Consider the following 17,960-nt stretch of genomic DNA (forward strand, 5'->3'; position numbering starts at 1 on the left):
GTTCCGGCGGCGTGAGCCACAAACGCAAGATAATGACTCTCGCCAGACAGTACCGACCAGATGGGTTAATGGGGCGCGGGTACAGAACGTAAACTGCAACAACGGAGAACATCATGGCACAGGCACTGCTTAAAACGGTGGTCGATAACGTCTCGTCATTGACCCAGTCAGGCGGGCAAAAAGTGTTATCTGTTCAGGGACTGAGCAAAGCTTACGGTAACAACAAAGTCCTCGATAATGTCAGTTTCGATTTGCATGCGGGTGAACTGGTGGCGGTAATCGGCCGCTCTGGCGCAGGCAAATCGACGCTGCTGCACATGCTGAATGGCACAATCTCCGCCTCACAGGGCGCCATCGTCAGCCTGCACCACGGCGAAGCCGATCGCGATGTGGTGAATCTCAGCAGCCGCCAGATGCGTGAATGGCGCACCCAGTGCGGCATGATCTTTCAGGATTTCTGCCTGGTGCCTCGCCTTGATGTGCTGACCAACGTGCTGTTGGGGCGTCTCAGCCAGACCTCTACGCTGAAATCGTTTTTCAAAGTGTTCTCTGACACCGATCGCGCCCGCGCCATTCAACTGCTTGAGTGGATGAACATGCTACCGCAGGCGTTACAGCGCGCCGAAAACCTCTCCGGCGGTCAAATGCAGCGCGTAGCGATTTGTCGGGCGCTGATGCAGAACCCCAAAATTCTGTTAGCGGATGAACCCGTTGCCTCGCTCGATCCTAAAAATACCACCCGTATTATGGATGTATTGCGTCAGGTCAGCGATCAGGGCATCAGCGTGATGGTGAATCTGCACTCGATTGAATTAGTAAAAAGTTACTGCACGCGCGTGATAGGTATTCAGCGCGGTGTGGTGCTGTTCGACGGTCATCCTTCCGCACTTACCGACGGCTTGCTGCATCAGCTGTACGGCGACGAATTTAACCAGATCCACTAACTATCACAGCAAGAGAACAAGGCTAATGAAAATGAAAGCTTTCGCGTTATTGACTACAGCATTGCTTACCTTTGGCGTTAACGCAGCGGACGCACCAAAAGAGCTGAATCTGGGTATTTTGGGCGGTCAGAACGCGACTCAGCAGATTGGTGATAACCAGTGTGTGAAAACCTTCTTTGATAAAGAACTGAACGTGGATACCAAAATCCGCAACTCTTCAGACTATTCCGGCGTGATTCAGGGGCTGCTGGGCGGTAAAGTGGATCTGGTATTGAGTATGTCTCCCTCCTCGTATGCGTCCGTGTATATTCAGGATCCCAAGGCCGTCGATTTAGTGGGCATTGTGGTGGATGACAAAGATCAGTCTCGAGGTTATCACTCCGTGGTGATTGTGAAAGCCGACAGCCCTTATAAGAAGCTGGAAGATCTGAAAGGCAAATCTTTTGGTATGGCGGATCCCGATTCCACATCCGGTTTCCTCGTGCCAAACCAGGCGTTTAAGAAAATGTTTGGCGGCAACATCGACAATAAATACAACAACTTCTTTTCAAGCGTGACCTTTTCAGGTGGTCATGAGCAGGACATCCTGGGCGTGCTGAATAATCAGTTCGACGGCGCGGTGACCTGGACCTCTATGGTCGGTGATTACAACACGGGCTACACCTCGGGTGCCTTTGGCCGCCTGATCCGCATGGACCATCCGGACCTGATGAAACAGATTCGGATTATCTGGCAGTCGCCGTTAATTCCTAACGGTCCTATCCTGGTGAGCAATAAACTGCCAGCGGATTTCAAAGCGAAAGTCATCGCCGCGATCAAAAAACTGGATAAAGACGATCACGCCTGTTTCACCAAAGCCGTAGGGGGCCAGCAGCACATTGGCAAGACCTCGGTAGCGGACTTCCAGAACATCATCGATATGAAACGCGAGCTGATGAAAGGCGCGCGCGGCTAACGGCAGGGCAGTTTGCTTGCAGCCATCGTGCCGCCCTGAATAAGGGGGCGGCACGACCTCACCGGCGGGCTAGTCTGCGCGTCAACCTTGCCTGGATGGCTTTGTAACACATCAATCTGAGACACCTCACGTGACCGACTTCGAACGCTATTATCAACGTATCCGCCGCCAACAGAAGCGTGACTCGCTTATCTGGTCTTTGGTGCTGGTCGTGATTTATCTGGCGGCGGCCAATATGGCAGAGTTCAATCTGGTGACCATCTGGCAGTCGTTGCCGCACTTTTTTGATTATATCCGTGAAATCATGCCCGTTTTGCATCTGCCGCTCCTGTTTGCCGATGGCAAAACGGAAGGGTCGCTGGCCTACTGGGGCTATCGTCTGAATATTCAGCTACCGCTGATCTGGGAAACCCTGCAGCTGGCGCTGGCCTCCACGCTGGTTGCCGTGGTGATTGCCGGTATCCTGGCGTTTTTTGCGGCCGATAATACGCAAACGCCCGCCAGCCTGCGCATGGGCATTCGCGCCTTTGTCGCATTTTTACGCACCATGCCTGAACTGGCCTGGGCGGTAATGTTTGTGATGGCGTTTGGCATCGGGGCGATTCCCGGCTTTCTGGCGCTGGCCCTGCATACTATCGGTAGCCTGACCAAACTGTTTTATGAAGCCATCGAATCGGCGTCGGATAAGCCGGTACGCGGGCTGGCGGCCTGCGGAGCCAGCAAGCTGCAACGGATGCGCTTTGCGTTCTGGCCCCAGGTCAAGCCCACCTTTTTGTCTTACAGCTTTATGCGCCTGGAGGTTAACTTCCGCTCATCGACCATTCTGGGGCTGGTCGGGGCAGGCGGGATCGGCCAGGAGTTAATGACCAACATTAAGCTGGATCGCTTCGATCAGGTCAGCATGACGCTGCTGTTGATTCTGATTGTGGTGTCGTTACTGGATACGGTTTCTGGCCGCCTGCGCCGCCGTGTCGTGGAGGAATAAATATGGTTACTCTCGCGCCGGATATCACGGCGATGAAGCAGCAGCATCATGAACTCTTCGCTGCGCAGCACCGCTATCTGCGCCGTCTGGCCATGCTGGCGCTGGCGCTGGTGCTCTATTACGTCTTTTTCTTTATGGTCTACGGTATCGAGTGGGGCCGCCTGCTGGTTGGCTGCCAGCAGCTGGGACGCTATTTTTTGCGTATGTTTGTCTGGCAAGACTTTGCGAACTGGCCCTTTGGCTACTATTTCTCTCAGGTCGGGATTACGCTGGCGATCGTGTTTGCCGGCACGATAACCGCCACGCTGCTGGCGCTGCCGCTGTCCTTTCTGGCGGCGCGTAATGTGATGCACGATAAAGTTGCCAGACCGATTGCTTTCCTGATGCGCCGCCTGTTCGACATGCTGCGCGGCATTGATATGGCGATCTGGGGCCTGATCTTTGTGCGTGCCGTCGGCATGGGGCCGTTAGCCGGGGTGCTGGCGATTATCCTGCAGGACGTTGGCCTGTTAGGTAAGCTCTATTCGGAAGGACATGAAGCGGTGGAGCGTTCGCCGAGTCGTGGGCTGGGTGCACTGGGGGCGAACAGCCTGCAGAAACACCGTTTCGGCATCTTCACCCAGTCGTTTCCGCAGTTTCTGGCGCTCAGCCTTTACCAAATCGAGTCGAATACTCGCTCAGCAGCGGTGCTCGGCTTTGTTGGCGCAGGCGGTGTCGGCCTGGTTTATGCTGAGAATATGCGTCTGTGGAACTGGGATGTGGTGATGTTCCTGACGTTGATTCTGGTGGTCGTGGTGATGATCATGGATGCCATCTCAAGCCGCCTGCGTAAGCGTTATATCATTGGGAAACCGGTGCCGTTGTGGCAGCCTGGCGGGCACGATTAAGCCTTGCACTCCGCTGCCAGGCGCGCTGCAGCGCCTCCACCAACTGTGCCGCCTGCCAGGGTTTCGCCAGCCGCTCACACAGCGGCAGCGTAACGGGCTGGTGGCGCAGGTCCTGGCCGCTGATCAGCAAGGTTGCCAGCTGTGGCCACTTTTGCTGCGCCTGACGAATGACCTCTGCGCCGTTTATCTCACCGGGCAACATCAAATCGCTGATTAACAGATCGATATCGGGTGTCTGGTGCAACAGCGCCAGCGCCTCTTCGCCGGTCGCGCACTCCAGCGTCAGATAGCCGAGTTGATGCAGGTGCTCACACAGGGTTTGCCGCACCGCCGGTTCATCATCCAGTACCAGAATCAGACGATCGTCTGCAGCCGCGGGGTGAGACGGGGCAGGGACGGGGGACCGGGCGGCTGCGGCATCGGGCGCGCGCGGCAGCAACAGCCGCACCGTTGTGCCCTGACCGGGGGCCGTTTCCAGCTCCACCTGTCCACCCGACTGGCGGACAAAGCCGTACACCATCGACAGTCCCAGCCCGCTCCCGGTTCCGGTGGTCTTAGTGGTGAAGAAGGGTTCGAACACCTGAGCACGCACCTCGTCGGACATGCCGCAGCCGTGATCGATCACTTCGATGGTCACCCGGTCACGTTTTTCCCCTTGCTCGCTTCGCCGCTGATTCCAGATGCGCAGGCGGATTTCGCCGCTTTGGCCACCCATCGCATCCCTGGCATTGACCACCAGATTCATCACCGCATTCTCCAACTGGCTGGCATCTATCCAGGCCGGCCAGCCGGGGCGCTGGGCGTCAATGATCAGATGCTGACCGGGCAGCAGCGAATGCTGAAGCAGCCCCTGCAGATTCTCGATCAATGTCACCACGGAAACCGCGTGGGGATTCAGGGTTTGTTTGCGTGAAAAGGCCAGAAGTCGTTGGGTCAGAAGTGCCGCTCTGTCTGCCGCCTGGCGGGCTCGTTCAATCCGGCTGGCGACGGGGCCGGGTGCCAGTTGCCCCTCGGTTAACGCCAGGCTGCCGATGATAACGGCCAGCAGGTTATTAAAATCATGGGCGATGCCGCCGGTCAACTGGCCCACCGCTTTCATTTTCTGACTGTGCACCAGCGCCTCTTCCAGCACCTTACGCGAAGTGCGCTCCAGCACCGTATTGACCATTCCGCGCCGTGGTACCGGGCTGAAACGCAGTTCCAGCGTGCGGCCGTCTGCCAGCCTCACTTCCTGGGGTTCCGCTAAATCGTGCAACTGCACATTAAGCGGCGCCAGCAAGTGCTGATAGTGCAAACCGCGATGCAGATCGCGGGGAGCGATGCCCAGCAGCGCCGGATACTGCGCATTCCATACCACGAGTTCTCCGCTGTTATCAAACAGGGCAAAACCGTCACGCATGGCCAGGAAGGTTGACTCCAGTTGGGTGCTTTTTTCTTTTAGCAGGCGAGAAGTCTGGGCCAAAGAGGCGGTATTTCGCGCAAAAACGTTAAACGCGCGCGCCAGTTCACCCAGTTCGTCCCGACGCTGTAATCCCGGCACGTTGACGTTCTGCTCTCCCTGTGCCAGCCGGGTCATCGCACCGGCAATGGCGGTAAGACTGGAGCCCAGATTGCGGTAAATGTAGTACCCGGTATAGAGGGTTATGGCCAGCGCCAGCAGGGCAGACAGCATGATAAAGCTGCTAACCGAGTCGAGTTGATGATGGGTGGTGATGTTACGCCTTTCCGTTTGCTGCGCGACCTGCTGGACGTAAGCGGTAATGTCATCATTCAGCGCCGCCACCAGCGCCTTGATACGGTAAGTCGCATAGGCAATCGCCAGGTCACTCTCCTCCAGCTCTGCGGCCAACGGGACCAGGCCGCGCTGTGTTTCCAGCAACTGCTGTACATTGTCGCCCAGTGCACCTGGCGCGACCACGCTGCGCCATTGCATCATCACCTGTTGCAGGTGCTCGATGACCGCCGTCGATGACGGCGTGCGAATCGCGATATCCAGTAGCCTGCCGGTTTGCTGGCGCAGCGTTAAATCGGGTGCGTTGATGCCGTCGCGCTGTGTCAGATCATTAATGCGTTCAAGCAGCAGTTGTGACTGCCACAAGCCGCTTAGCACCCTGTTGCGCTGTAAATGGCGTTCATGGCCTTGACGCAACAGCATACTCACCGACTGCTCAAGCATCAGGCTACGCGCACGCAGGCGCGCCACGCGTTCAGGCTCACGCGCGGCAAGTGGCGTGCTCGCCAGTAAAGAGAGTGAGTGCTGTAGGGCCTGTTGGTTCTGCTGTAAACGTCGTGATTCGCTCTGATACTCAAGCGCACCGACCACCTGGGACAACCGCACTGCCGTGATGGCCACATTGGCGGTATCGCGCGCCAGGGCAAGGCTGCCGTTCATATCAGCCAGCGTTTGCGCCTGGGCCTGGGCCTGAATGGTGCCCGCATGGCGAAAACTGGTCACCGCCACCACGCTCACCATTAAGGTGACGCACACCACCAATAAATGAGACAGCAACAGGCGACCGCGCGCCCCGACCTGCCACGGTGAACTGCGTTGCATAAAGACTCTCCGCTCGTGCGACGATGAGCCGAGTATAGGAGTGAGGACAAGGCGAAATATGACAAATATGAATGGCCTCTGACATTTTCCATTTATCTGACACTGCTTAACTCGCTGCTATCCATAACCAGCAGGAGCGGGTAGATGACAGCAAAGCCGATACTCGAAATGCGCGAGATCACCCGACGCTTTGGTAATTTTTACGCCTTGAAAGGGGTGGATCTCACGGTGTATCCCGGTGAGGTCCATGCCCTGATGGGCGAAAATGGCGCGGGTAAAAGCACCCTGATGAAGATCCTGGCGGGGGCCTATGCGGCCAGCAGCGGCGAGGTGCTAATTGATGGCAAACCCTGGCAGCTGAAAGGCCCTAAAGAGGCGTTAGCCGCCGGAATCACGCTGATCTATCAGGAAATCAATCTGGCGCCCAATCTTACCGTGGCGGAAAACATCTTTCTGGGCAGTGAAATTACCCGTGCAGGCATGGTGAAACGTCATCAGATGGCGGATGAGGCGCAGCAGGTGATCAACCGGTTGGGCGCGCAGTTTAGCGCCACCGACAAAGTCAGCAGGCTGAGTATTGCTGAGCAGCAGCAGGTGGAAATTGCGCGCGCCTTACACCGTAACAGCCGGATTCTGGTGATGGATGAGCCGACTGCCGCACTCTCGAACCGTGAAACCGAACAACTGTTTGCCCTGATCAAGCGCCTGCGTAGCGAAGGCATGGCCATTATTTACATCAGTCATCGTATGGCGGAAGTGTATGAGCTGTCAGATCGCGTCAGCGTGCTGCGTGACGGGCAGTATGTCGGCAGCCTGACGCGCGACAATCTGAATGCCAGCGAGCTGGTGCGCATGATGGTGGGGCGGCCGCTCAGCGACTTGTTCAATAAAGATCGCACGATAGCGCGCGGGGCCGTCCGGCTGGCTGTCAATCATCTGTCCGACGGCGACAAAGTGCATCCCAGCAGCCTTGAGGTTCGCGCGGGCGAAATTGTCGGCCTGGCCGGCCTGGTGGGCGCGGGACGGAGCGAGCTGGCACAGCTGATTTTTGGCGTGCACCGGCTTCAACAGGGCGACGTCTGGATCGATGGTCAGAAGGTGGATATTCACTCACCACGTGAGGCGATTGCGCACGGCATTGGTTTTCTTACCGAGAACCGTAAAGAGCAGGGGCTGTTTCTGGAGATGGCCGCGCAGGAAAACATCGTCATGGCCACGCTGGAGCGTGATGCCCGCTACGGCATGCTTAACCGCGGGAAATCGCGGAAAATTGCCAGCGAAGCTATCTCCTCGCTCAACATTCGCGTGCCCCACGCGCTGGTGCGTGCGGGCGGCCTGTCGGGCGGCAACCAGCAAAAGCTGCTGATTTCCCGCTGGATCGCCATCGGTCCCCGTATTTTGATTCTGGATGAGCCAACGCGCGGCGTTGACGTCGGCGCGAAAAGCGAAATTTATCGCATGATGCAGGAAATGGCGCGTCAGGGCGTAGCCATTCTGATGATCTCCAGCGAATTACCGGAGGTTGTTGGCATGAGCGATCGGGTTTATGTGATGCATGAGGGTGCCATCGCCGGAGAGCTGGCGGGCGATACGATCACTCAGGAAAACATCATGACGCTGGCAACCGGTGCGCACAGCGCATCACCGCTTGAAGTATGAGGATAAAACAATGACACAAACGGCACGTGTTAATCCACCGACGGTCAAACGCGCTCTGATGGGCGACATCATGCAGACTGTGGGCATTTTACCGATTTTGATTTTAATCGTGGCGGTCTTTGGTTTTGTCACGCCTAACTTCTTTACCGAAGCCAATTTGCTCAACATTACGCGTCAGGCCTCCATCAATATCGTGCTGGCCGCTGGCATGACCTTTGTCATCCTGACGGGCGGTATTGATTTGTCCGTAGGCTCAATGCTGGGCACCACGGCGGTGGTGGCGCTGCTGACATCGCTGGACCCGATGCTGGCGTCGCTTACTATTCCGATGGCGCTGGGCGCCGGGCTGGTGATGGGATTGTTTAACGGCATTCTCGTGGCCTGGGCCGGACTGCCTCCGTTTATCGTCACGCTCGGCACCTATACCGCACTGCGCGGGGCGGCCTATCTGCTGGCCAACGGCACCACGGTGATCAATTCCGATATTAACTTTGAGTGGATAGGCAATGGCTACCTGGGGCCGGTGCCCTGGCTGATCGTCATCGCGTTCGCCGTTATCGCGATTTGCTGGTTCATTCTGCGTCGCACCACGCTGGGCGTTCATATTTATGCGGTGGGCGGCAATATTCAGGCCGCGCGACTGACCGGCATCAAAGTGGGCCTGGTGCTGATATTTGTGTACGGCATGAGCGGATTGCTGTCGGGGTTGGGCGGGCTGATGAGTGCTTCGCGCCTCTACAGCGCCAACGGCAATCTGGGCGTGGGTTATGAGCTGGATGCCATTGCCGCGGTGATTCTGGGCGGCACCAGTTTCGTCGGCGGCATCGGCACCATTACCGGCACGCTGATTGGGGCGTTGATTATCGCCACGCTGAATAACGGCATGACATTAATGGGCGTCTCCTACTTCTGGCAGTTGGTTATTAAAGGTGCGGTCATCATCATCGCCGTCCTGATCGATAAATATCGTACTCGTCATCATGTGGGCTGACAGCCCCCATGCGCAGAGAAACAAAGCGCCATTCAGCAGTTGGCAGATAAATCACAGCAGGAGAAGATCTATGCGTTTTAATCCGATTGTAACCGGGCTGCTGGCGGCAACGCTGCTCAGTGCCGGTGTGGCTCAGGCAAAAGAACTGAAATCGATTGGCGTAACGGTAGGCGACCTCGCTAACCCATTCTTTGTGCAGATCACCAAAGGTGCAGAGATGAAGGCGCGTCAGCTGGCCGGGGATAACGTAAAAGTCACGCTGGTGTCGAGTGGCTACGATCTCGGGCAGCAGGTGGGACAGATTGATAACTTCATTGCGGCAAAAGTGGACATGATTATCCTGAATGCCGCCGACTCAAAAGGGATTGCCCCTGCGGTCAAGCGCGCGCGTGATGCGGGTATCGTTGTGGTTGCGGTCGACGTCGCCGCAGATGGCGCTAACGCCACCATCACCTCTGATAACACCCAGGCGGGTGAAATGGCCTGTAAATACATCGCCGATCGCCTGAAAGACAAAGGCAATGTGGTGATCATCAACGGCCCGCCGGTCTCTGCCGTACAAAACCGCGTGGAAGGCTGCATGACCGAACTGAAACGCCATCCGGATATTAAGCTGCTTTCCTCTAATCAGAACGCCAAAGGCAGCCGTGAAGGCGGGCTGGAAGTGATGACCGGCCTGCTGTCAGCCAATCCAAAAATCGACGCGGTATTTGCGATTAACGATCCGACCGCGATCGGTGCCGATTTGGCGGCAAAACAGGCCCAGCGTAACGAGTTCTTTATCGTCGGTGTGGATGGTTCGCCGGATGGTGAGGAAGCGCTGAAACGTAAGAACTCGCTGTTCGCCGCTACGCCAGCCCAGGATCCGCAGGTGATGGCAGCCAAAGCCGTCGAGATCGGTTACGACATCCTTCAGGGCAAACCGGCACCGGATAAACCCGTGCTGATCCCGGTTAAATTAATCGATCGCAATAACGTCAGCAGCTACAAGGGCTGGACAGTGAAATAAAACCGGCGCGCGGCATCGTCGGGTGCCGCTTTAACGGGAGAGCTGACGATGCAACGCTCCGAAGTGAATGTGTTTTTGCAAAACACGCGAGACTTTTTTACACGCCAGGATATTCATCTGCCGCCCTGGGCTGATTACGACCTCAGTCAGTGGCGTCAGCAGCAGGGCGACATTGAGGAAATTATCGCGTTAGGGCTGGGCTGGGACCTCACCAGCTTTGGCGCCGATGATTTTCTGCAAACCGGCCTGACGCTCTTTACGCTGCGCAACGGCTCGCCGGGCGGCAAGCCCTGGCACAAACCTTATGCTGAAAAAGTCATGCACGTGCGTGAAGGGCAGGTCACGCCGATGCATTATCATCCCCGCAAAATGGAAGACATCATCAACCGCGGGGGCGGCAATCTGATCGTCGAACTGTATAACCGTGAAGGCAATGAGAAGGCGAACTCGCCGGTGACGGTATCGCTGGATGGCATCACACAAACCCATGCGGCCGGTTCGCAACTCAGGCTGTCTCCGGGCGAAAGCGTGACGTTAATCGCCGGCGTCTGGCACAGCTTCTGGGGCGAAAACGGCTTTGGCGATGTGCTGGTTGGCGAAGTCTCGATGCCTAACGATGATGACAACGATAACGTATTTTTGACGCCGCTGGCGCGCTTTAACGCCCTTGATGAGGATCAGGAACCGCACCGGCTGCTCTGTAACGACTATTCCCACTGGCTCAATCTGAGGAGTGAATAATGGCTTTGATCTCTCTGGCACAGGGGCTGGCCCATGCGCAGAAGCAGGGGTACGCGCTGGGCGCCTTTAACGTTCTGGACACGCATTTTCTGCGCGCGCTGTTTGCGGCCGCAGAGCAGCAACGCTCGCCTTTTATCATCAATATTGCGGAAGTGCATTTTAAATACGTCACGCTCGACCAGCTGGTTGAGGCGATAAAGTTTGAAGCGGTGAAGCACGCGATTCCGGTGGTGCTCAACCTGGATCACGGTTTGCACTTTGAGGCGGTGATGCAGGCGATTCGTCTGGGATTCACCTCGGTAATGTTCGATGGCTCAACGCTGAGTTATGAAGAGAATATTCGCCAGACGCGTGAAGTGGTCAAAGCGGCACATGCCGTCGGCGTGTCGGTTGAGGCAGAACTGGGCGCGGTGGGCGGAGACGAAGGGGGCGCGTTATTTGGCGAAGCCGACAGCGAAAAATTTACCGATCCACGGCTGGCTGCTGAGTTTGTGCGTGAAACCGGCATTGATACGCTGGCGGTGGCTATCGGTAACGCCCACGGGAAATACAAAGGGGAGCCTAAACTCGACTTTGACCGGCTGGCGGCTATTCGCGAGCAAACCGGCGTACCACTGGTGCTGCACGGTGGCTCAGGCATCAGCGACGCGGATTTCCGGCGGGCGATCTCACTCGGCATCCATAAAATCAACTTCTATACCGGCATGTCGCAGGCGGCACTCGACGCGGTGGAACGCAGTCTGGCCTCACGCAACACCCGCTATGACGAGTTTGCCGAACTGCTGATGGCGGTGGAGAACGCAATTTGTGAAACCGTGATGCAGCAGATGAAGATTTTCGGCAGCGTAGGGCAGGCGTAAATGGAGGCGCGGCGCGGCATTCTGGCCGCTGGCGTGATGCTGGTGGATTACGTTCATCGTATTAGCCACTGGCCGGAACAGGGCTGGCTGGCAGAGGTTCAGCATAGCGAAAAGGCGGCAGGCGGCGCACCGCTGAATGTTTTACTTACTCTTTCGCGCATGCAGTGTCAGCTTCCGCTGGTGGCGATTGGCCTGCTAGGCAATGACGCCGACGGTGATTACCTGCTGGCTATCATGCAGGCGTCGCAGATCGATCATCGCTGGGTTCAACGTACCTGCGATAAACCCACAGCGATGACGCAGGTGATGACCGCACCGGACGGGCAACGAACGTTTTTCTTTTCCCCTGGCGCAAATGCCCTGCTGGACAGAACGCATTTCGCCGCTGTAGACGATGCGCAGCGCATCTTTCATCTGGGCTATTTACTGTTGCTTGAAACGCTGGACGGCGCGGACAGCGAATTCGGCACGCGCAGCGCCCGTTTGCTGGCCCAGATGCAGCAGCGTGGCTATTTTACCTCGCTCGACCTGGCGTCCCGGGCCGGGGATTACCGACCACAGGTATTGCCTGCGTTGCGCTGGTTAGATTACCTGGTTATTAACGAACTGGAAGCCCAGGCGTTGTCTGGCGTCGTTTTGCGGGATGATAACGGTATTCAGCCACCCGCAGCCTTTTCCCTGGCTGCGCAGTGGCTGGCCGGGCAGGGGGTGCGTCAGCGCGTGGTGATACACGCGCCCGAAGGCGCATGGGGGCAGGAAGTCGGCGGCGAGGGCATCTGGCAGCCTGCGTGGCAGCTGGCACCCAACGAGATTGTGGGCAGCGTTGGCGCAGGTGATGCATTTTGTGCGGGTGTACTCTATGCCAGCCATGAAGGGGATGACATGCTGTCAACGCTGCAACTTGCGCACACCTGCGCCCGGTTTAATTTGCGCGCGGCCAATGCAATCGACGGTATTCGCCCGTTGACCGACATGCGGCAGTGGATGGCTCAGGCCGTTTGCGTCGAGAGCCGCAAACCTTCAGGTTTGACCACGTCCGCCGAGAAAACATAACCCAGCCCACGAATCGTGCGGATCAGGCCGGGCTGATGGGGGTTTGCTTCGATTTTGCGCCGCAACCGCATAATCAGCACATCGATGGTGCGGTCAAACACGTCCATCGTTTCGCTGTGGGTGAGTTCCAGCAACTGGTCACGCGTCAGGACCTTACGCGCGTGCCGCACCATCGCGCGCAGCAAGGTATATTCACCCTGCGTTAACGGCACGGTTTCTCGCTGCGGATTAAGCAACTGGCAGCGCGTTTCATCAAGCAGCCAGCCATTAAAGCGCCATCCCTCATGGTCAGTTTCCGGCAACACCACGCGCCCGCTGCGCCGGAGAGCCGCCCGCGCCCGCGCAACCACAACGCGTGGATTAAAGGGCTTGGCGATATAATCATCCGCCCCCATCTCCAGGCCTACCACCATTTCCGCTTCCGAACCCATACCGGTCAACATAATCACGAGAATATCAGGCCGCAGTCGCTGCAGCTGCTGCAAAACCAGTAAACCGTTGGTGTCGGGCAACATCATATCGAGCATAACCAGGGAAATATCCGGATGTTCGCACACCATCGTCAGGGCATCTTTCCCTTGATGGCAGCGATAAACCAACAACGCATGTTCACTGAGTGCGTCCTGCAACAAATCGCAGACGGCATGGTCGTCATCCACCACCAAAATTGCTGGCTTCATCGTGTGACCTCAATGTTACTGAAGGGTTAAATGCGAGTTTACACATTCCAGCATGGCCTGCTGATTGATGCAGCTGAAACGTGACCAGCGTCGCCTGACAAATTGCTGAAGCGTGCGGAAACGCATAATTTTGCCGGGCAGGGAGGTAAAAGGAAAACGATTGCGCATTTAGGGGGCAATGCACCATAATCGCGCCCTGATCTGGTTCAGAATTATCTTAAGGCTCGCTGACGCGTATCCAGGTAATCGATTGCGTATCGGGCTGGCACAGCAATTGCTTTAGCCTTTGCAATTGCTCATGTGACAAAGGAAAGCGAAAACCGTATTTCGGGTGGTCGGGCTGGCATGCGACAGCACTGGCGGCCCCTCAGTATCACAACAAACAGCATGACCATAACCTTGGCAAGAGAACGCGCACCTGAGTGACGTCTCTATCATCGAGAGATAATGATGTTAGAAAAACTATTTAAATTAAAAGCGCACAACACAACTGTACGCACTGAAATCATCGCCGGTATCACTACCTTCCTGGCGATGGCCTACATTCTGTTTGTTAACCCCAGTATTTTGGGTGCAACCGGCATGGATAAAGGGGCTGTTTTTGTCGCGACCTGTCTGGCAGCCGCAATTGGTTCGGTGTTAATGGGACTGATTGCCAACTACCCGATTGCGCTGGCACCGGGCATGGGGCTGAATGCTTTTTTCACCTATACCGTTGTCTTGCACATGGGCTACAGCTGGCAGATTGCGCTGGGCGCGGTATTCCTGTCCGCAGTGATTTTTTTCGCCTTATCGATATTTAAGATTCGCGAGTGGATTATCAAGAGCATTCCGCTGCCGCTGCGCGCCGGTATTGCCGCAGGGATCGGTCTCTTCCTGGCGATTATCGCATTGGAAGGCGCGGGTATCGTTGTGGATAATCCGGCTACCCTGGTGGGGATTGGCGATCTGACGAAGCCGGGCCCCTTACTGGCGATGTTAGGGTTTATCATCATCGTGGTACTGGAAGCGCGTCGCGTCACGGGCGCGGTCTTAATAGGCATTCTGATCATCACCTTTATCTCGATGGGCATTGGTCTGACGAAATTTGGCGGTGTATTTTCAGCACCGCCTTCAATCGCACCAACGTTCATGCAGTTGGATATTGCGGGTGCATTTAACGTTGGCTTAATTAGCGTGATTTTCGCGTTCTTGTTCGTGGATGTGTTTGATAACACCGGCACGCTATTGGGTGTAACCAAACGCGCCGGGCTGGCTGACGAGCAGGGCAATGTGCCCAAAATGGGACGCGCGCTGGTTGCGGACAGTGCGGCTGCGCTGTTTGGTTCGCTGCTGGGCACCTCTACGACCACCAGTTATGTCGAGTCTGCCGCCGGAGTGAGCGCAGGCGGTCGTACCGGCCTGACGGCGATTGTGGTTGCGGTGCTTTTCCTGCTTGCGCTGTTCTTTTCTCCTCTGGCGTCAAGCGTGCCGGTTTATGCCACCGCGCCAGCATTGCTGTTTGTTGCGGTTTTGATGACGTCCGGGCTGGCCGAAATTGACTGGAAAGACATCACCACTGCTGCCCCGGTAACCGTGACCGCGCTGACGATGCCGCTGACCTACTCCATTGCTAACGGTATTGCCTTTGGCTTTATTACCTGGACCGTGGTGAAGTTGCTCAGCGGACGCACCAAAGAGATTAATGCGGCACTGATTGTTCTGTCTGTATTATTTGTGATTAAACTCGGCTGGCTGAGCGCCTGATTAACCCAACCGTTACAGCATATTGAATATGCTGTAACGGTTTTAACATTAGAACTCAAAAAGCGTTTGCGGTTGTTTTCTCTGTTATTTTCCATCATTGTGCGCACCCTTCCAGAATATCGATCTACGCCCTTTTCTTCGCGCGGCCGTGCTTTTATTCTTTGACTCAACATTGTGAATAAAGGAAAAGAACAATTCCCATTTTATTTTTCCTTTTTATTCAATCAGGTAATGTTTATTGCGCAAGACTTTGCTTCAATAATGCTGAAGCAGGTTGCGACTTACGTTAATGGATTAAGTTAATCCGCCTGTCAGGAAAAGCTCATGGGCAATCTGTATGGAAAACGGAATCGCGGTAATCCGCATTTGACCCTCAGTCATCGCTGGACAGGAGGCAAAAAAATGGAAAATTTTGAGATGCGCTTTGAGCGGCTTGAAGAAGACAACCATCAAATAAAAATCGACCTGGCGCTTTTTAGCGGGCAGGCTATGGCGTTTGCGACCAAAGCCGATCTTGAGCTTCTGCGTGCGGAACAGGCGGTGTTTCATGTTGAAAGGGTTCAGCGATTTACGCTGCTTGAAGAGAAAGTCCAACAGTTTAGCATCCGGTTTGACGATGTTGATGGCAGGCTGGTCAGCATCGAAGGCAAACTTTCAGCAATCGATGGCATCTTATTCAATTTTGCTAATAAATTTAATGCTATCGAGGTAAGTTTTAACATTATCAATGCGAAGTTTGATGATGTTTACAAAGAATTCGCTGCTAATGAGGTGAGATTTAACGGCATTGACGCTCGGCTCGACGCAATGGATATACGGTTTGATGGCATCGATAAGAGACTGGACGGCATCGACAAGAGACTGGACGGCATCGACAAGAGACTGGACGGCATTGATATGAGACTGAATGGTATTGATATCAGGCTTGATGGTATCGATCGGCGACTGGATGCGATGGACCGGAGAATGGATGCCATGGACCAGCGATTCGACAGGATTGATGAACGATTCGATAAACTGGATTTACGCTTTGAAAGCCTTAATAACCGCCTTATCTGGACGCTCATGGTACCGGCTATTCTTGCGGTGTTTGCCTGGTTCATCAATACCGCCGTTCTGAACGCGGCCTGATTCGGAATATCGTCTTAATTAACGAGACGGTATTAACGGGAAGGATTTTCGCATTAATACCGTCTTTTTCATTCATTATTGTTTAACGGAAAGGCGGTTCGTTAAACGTACGTAACTTACGTGAATGCAACTTATCACCTTCGGCGCGCAATAATTCAACCGCGCGAATACCAATCTGTAAATGCTCTGAAATCGCGCCGTCGTAAAAGCGGTTTGCCTGGCCCGGCAGTTTGATTTCACCGTGCAGCGGCTTGTCCGAAACACACAGCAATGTGCCATAAGGCACCCTGAAACGGTATCCCTGAGCAGCAATCGTTGCACTTTCCATATCGACAGCCACGGCCCGGCTCAGATTAAAACGCAGGGCAGAGGCTGAATAGCGCAGCTCCCAGTTACGATCGTCTGTTGTCACAACGGTTCCGGTGCGTAGCCGTTCTTTTACCTCCTCGCCTGGCATACCGCTCACGGACTTGGTTGCGTCATACAAAGCCCGCTGAACTTCGGCAATGCTTGGAATCGGAATGTCGGGCGGCAGAACGCTGTCCAGCACGTGGTCGTCGCGCAGGTATGCATGAGCCAGCACGTAGTCACCAATGCGCTGACTCTCGCGCAGGCCGCCACAGTGCCCTATCATCAGCCAGGCGTGAGGACGAATGACCGCCAGATGATCGCAGATTGTTTTAGCATTGGACGGGCCCACGCCGATATTGATCAATGTAATTCCCCGGCGATTGGGTGAGGTCAGGTGCCAGGCTGGCATCTGATGCTTTTTCCAGGCCAGATCAGACAGCATGGCTTCATTGTCTTCTGTACTCGCCGTCAGAACGACATCGCCCGCACACACAAGGCTGTCGAAAGGGGTTGAAGGATCGCGAACCTGTTCAATGGCCCAGCGTACGAATTCGTCTACGTAGCGCGTGTAGTTGGTAAACAGGACAAAGGGTTGAAAATGCTCAACCGCCGTGCCGGTATAGTGGCGCAGGCGGGCAAGCGAAAAATCTGTGCGCAACGCGTCAAAGTGAGACAGAGGAAAGGTCGCATCGGCATGAAATAAACCATCTGCCGTTTCATCACCAATCTGCGACAGTTCAGTCGTTGGAAAGTGACGCGCAATCCCCGCACTCATGGTGCGATCCAGCGACAGATCGGACCCGTCTATGACGTAAGGATAGGGAATTTCCTGACGCGAAGGACCGACGTCGATCGTCACCTCATACTCTTTTTCTAGCATGGCCAGCTGTTCAGAGATGTAATGGCGCAGCAGAGCAGGGCGCGTCACCGTGGTGCTGTAACTGCCAGTATGGGTAAAGCGGCCCCAGGCTCGGGTGCGATTCTGCTGAGGCCCGTCGCCCTGCCACGTAATGCGTAGTTCAGGATAAACAAACAGACCTTGCGCGCGGGCAACGGGATCGGGTAGCGAGCCTTCTTCCGTATAGGCCTTAATTGATGCGCGCAGAGCGTTGACGGCTTCATCATACATCTGCTCAAGCGTATCAAGAGCCTGCTGGCGTGTCAGATTTTTCCGTTGGGCTGGCATAACCTCTCCTTTAACGTTCTTACGACAATTTCCCCAAGCTTAGCGGGTTTAACGCAGGATTTGGTGAAGAATCTATGATCAAGCGCATTTTGCTGCCGCCAGTTATAGGCGAGGCTTAGCGCTGGTGCGTGGGTTTACATCAAAATGCAGACAAACCTGACGCCTGCCTCCGCTTTTTGGTAAAGAAGAGGGCCGTTTCCGGGCATGATCGTGCGATGACATCGGCAA

The 17,960-nt window shown here is 55.5% G+C and carries 15 protein-coding genes; 12 read left to right on the plus strand and 3 right to left on the minus strand.

What is annotated here, in order from left to right; genetic code table 11:
* Window positions 1–113 precede the first annotated feature (113 nt).
* The 4 genes from phnC to phnE (QLG08_RS02610) all read left to right on the plus strand — a co-directional run bounded on the left by phnC (window position 114) and on the right by phnE (QLG08_RS02610) (window position 3,771).
* Window positions 114–944 carry a phosphonate ABC transporter ATP-binding protein gene (gene phnC / locus QLG08_RS02595; protein WP_013026268.1) on the plus strand — a complete coding sequence of 277 codons (831 nt, stop codon included), beginning with the start codon at window positions 114–116 and terminating at the stop codon, window positions 942–944.
* A gap of 25 nt (window positions 945–969) precedes the next feature.
* Window positions 970–1,899, plus strand: coding sequence for a phosphonate ABC transporter substrate-binding protein (gene phnD / locus QLG08_RS02600; RefSeq protein ID WP_013026267.1), 930 nt, complete (start codon window positions 970–972; stop codon window positions 1,897–1,899).
* A gap of 130 nt (window positions 1,900–2,029) precedes the next feature.
* Window positions 2,030–2,884, plus strand: coding sequence for a phosphonate ABC transporter, permease protein PhnE (gene phnE, locus QLG08_RS02605; protein WP_013026266.1), 855 nt, complete (start codon window positions 2,030–2,032; stop codon window positions 2,882–2,884).
* A 2-nt stretch (window positions 2,885–2,886) separates the two neighbouring features.
* Window positions 2,887–3,771, plus strand: coding sequence for a phosphonate ABC transporter, permease protein PhnE (phnE, locus tag QLG08_RS02610; protein ID WP_013026265.1), 885 nt, complete (start codon window positions 2,887–2,889; stop codon window positions 3,769–3,771).
* Here the strand turns inward: phnE (QLG08_RS02610) and QLG08_RS02615 are convergent.
* Complete coding sequence (locus tag QLG08_RS02615) at window positions 3,725–6,325, minus strand: ATP-binding protein (RefSeq protein ID WP_015700007.1); 2,601 nt, start codon at window positions 6,323–6,325, stop codon at window positions 3,725–3,727. The genes phnE (QLG08_RS02610) and QLG08_RS02615 overlap by 47 nt on opposite strands.
* Window positions 6,326–6,469: 144 nt before the next feature.
* Here QLG08_RS02615 and QLG08_RS02620 point away from each other — a divergent pair, with 144 nt between their 5' ends.
* From QLG08_RS02620 to QLG08_RS02645, 6 genes are all read left to right on the plus strand, one after another.
* On the plus strand, window positions 6,470–7,984 hold the full coding sequence (locus QLG08_RS02620; protein ID WP_015700008.1) for a sugar ABC transporter ATP-binding protein: 1,515 nt from the start codon (window positions 6,470–6,472) through the stop codon (window positions 7,982–7,984).
* A gap of 10 nt (window positions 7,985–7,994) precedes the next feature.
* On the plus strand, window positions 7,995–8,975 hold the full coding sequence (locus QLG08_RS02625) for a ribose ABC transporter permease (RefSeq protein WP_014593999.1): 981 nt from the start codon (window positions 7,995–7,997) through the stop codon (window positions 8,973–8,975).
* Between the two features lie 70 nt (window positions 8,976–9,045).
* Window positions 9,046–9,984 carry an ABC transporter substrate-binding protein gene (locus QLG08_RS02630; protein WP_013026261.1) on the plus strand — a complete coding sequence of 313 codons (939 nt, stop codon included), beginning with the start codon at window positions 9,046–9,048 and terminating at the stop codon, window positions 9,982–9,984.
* Between the two features lie 48 nt (window positions 9,985–10,032).
* Complete coding sequence (locus QLG08_RS02635; RefSeq protein WP_015700009.1) at window positions 10,033–10,725, plus strand: D-lyxose/D-mannose family sugar isomerase; 693 nt, start codon at window positions 10,033–10,035, stop codon at window positions 10,723–10,725.
* Window positions 10,725–11,585 (plus strand): ketose 1,6-bisphosphate aldolase, encoded by an 861-nt coding sequence (locus QLG08_RS02640; protein ID WP_014605515.1) that lies wholly within the window; start codon window positions 10,725–10,727, stop codon window positions 11,583–11,585. The genes QLG08_RS02635 and QLG08_RS02640 overlap by 1 nt, the downstream gene beginning before the upstream one ends.
* Window positions 11,586–12,638 (plus strand): carbohydrate kinase family protein, encoded by a 1,053-nt coding sequence (locus tag QLG08_RS02645; RefSeq protein ID WP_022623342.1) that lies wholly within the window; start codon window positions 11,586–11,588, stop codon window positions 12,636–12,638.
* Here the strand turns inward: QLG08_RS02645 and QLG08_RS02650 are convergent.
* The gene (locus QLG08_RS02650; RefSeq protein ID WP_014593994.1) at window positions 12,575–13,318 is read right to left on the minus strand and encodes a response regulator transcription factor; all 744 of its coding nucleotides are present in this window, start codon (window positions 13,316–13,318) and stop codon (window positions 12,575–12,577) included. The genes QLG08_RS02645 and QLG08_RS02650 overlap by 64 nt on opposite strands.
* 447 nt (window positions 13,319–13,765) lie before the next feature.
* Here QLG08_RS02650 and QLG08_RS02655 point away from each other — a divergent pair, with 447 nt between their 5' ends.
* Complete coding sequence (locus tag QLG08_RS02655; RefSeq protein ID WP_015700012.1) at window positions 13,766–15,064, plus strand: NCS2 family permease; 1,299 nt, start codon at window positions 13,766–13,768, stop codon at window positions 15,062–15,064.
* Between the two features lie 402 nt (window positions 15,065–15,466).
* Window positions 15,467–16,195, plus strand: a complete 729-nt coding sequence (locus QLG08_RS02660; protein ID WP_275268718.1) for a hypothetical protein — start codon at window positions 15,467–15,469, stop codon at window positions 16,193–16,195.
* Window positions 16,196–16,277: 82 nt separating this feature from the next.
* On the opposite strand, the gene QLG08_RS02665 is transcribed toward QLG08_RS02660, so the two are convergent.
* Complete coding sequence (locus tag QLG08_RS02665; protein ID WP_014593991.1) at window positions 16,278–17,732, minus strand: AMP nucleosidase; 1,455 nt, start codon at window positions 17,730–17,732, stop codon at window positions 16,278–16,280.
* Window positions 17,733–17,960 lie beyond the last annotated feature (228 nt).

The sequence above is a fragment of the Pantoea sp. V106_11 genome (assembly GCF_029967885.1).
In the GTDB taxonomy this organism is placed as follows: domain Bacteria; phylum Pseudomonadota; class Gammaproteobacteria; order Enterobacterales; family Enterobacteriaceae; genus Pantoea; species Pantoea ananatis.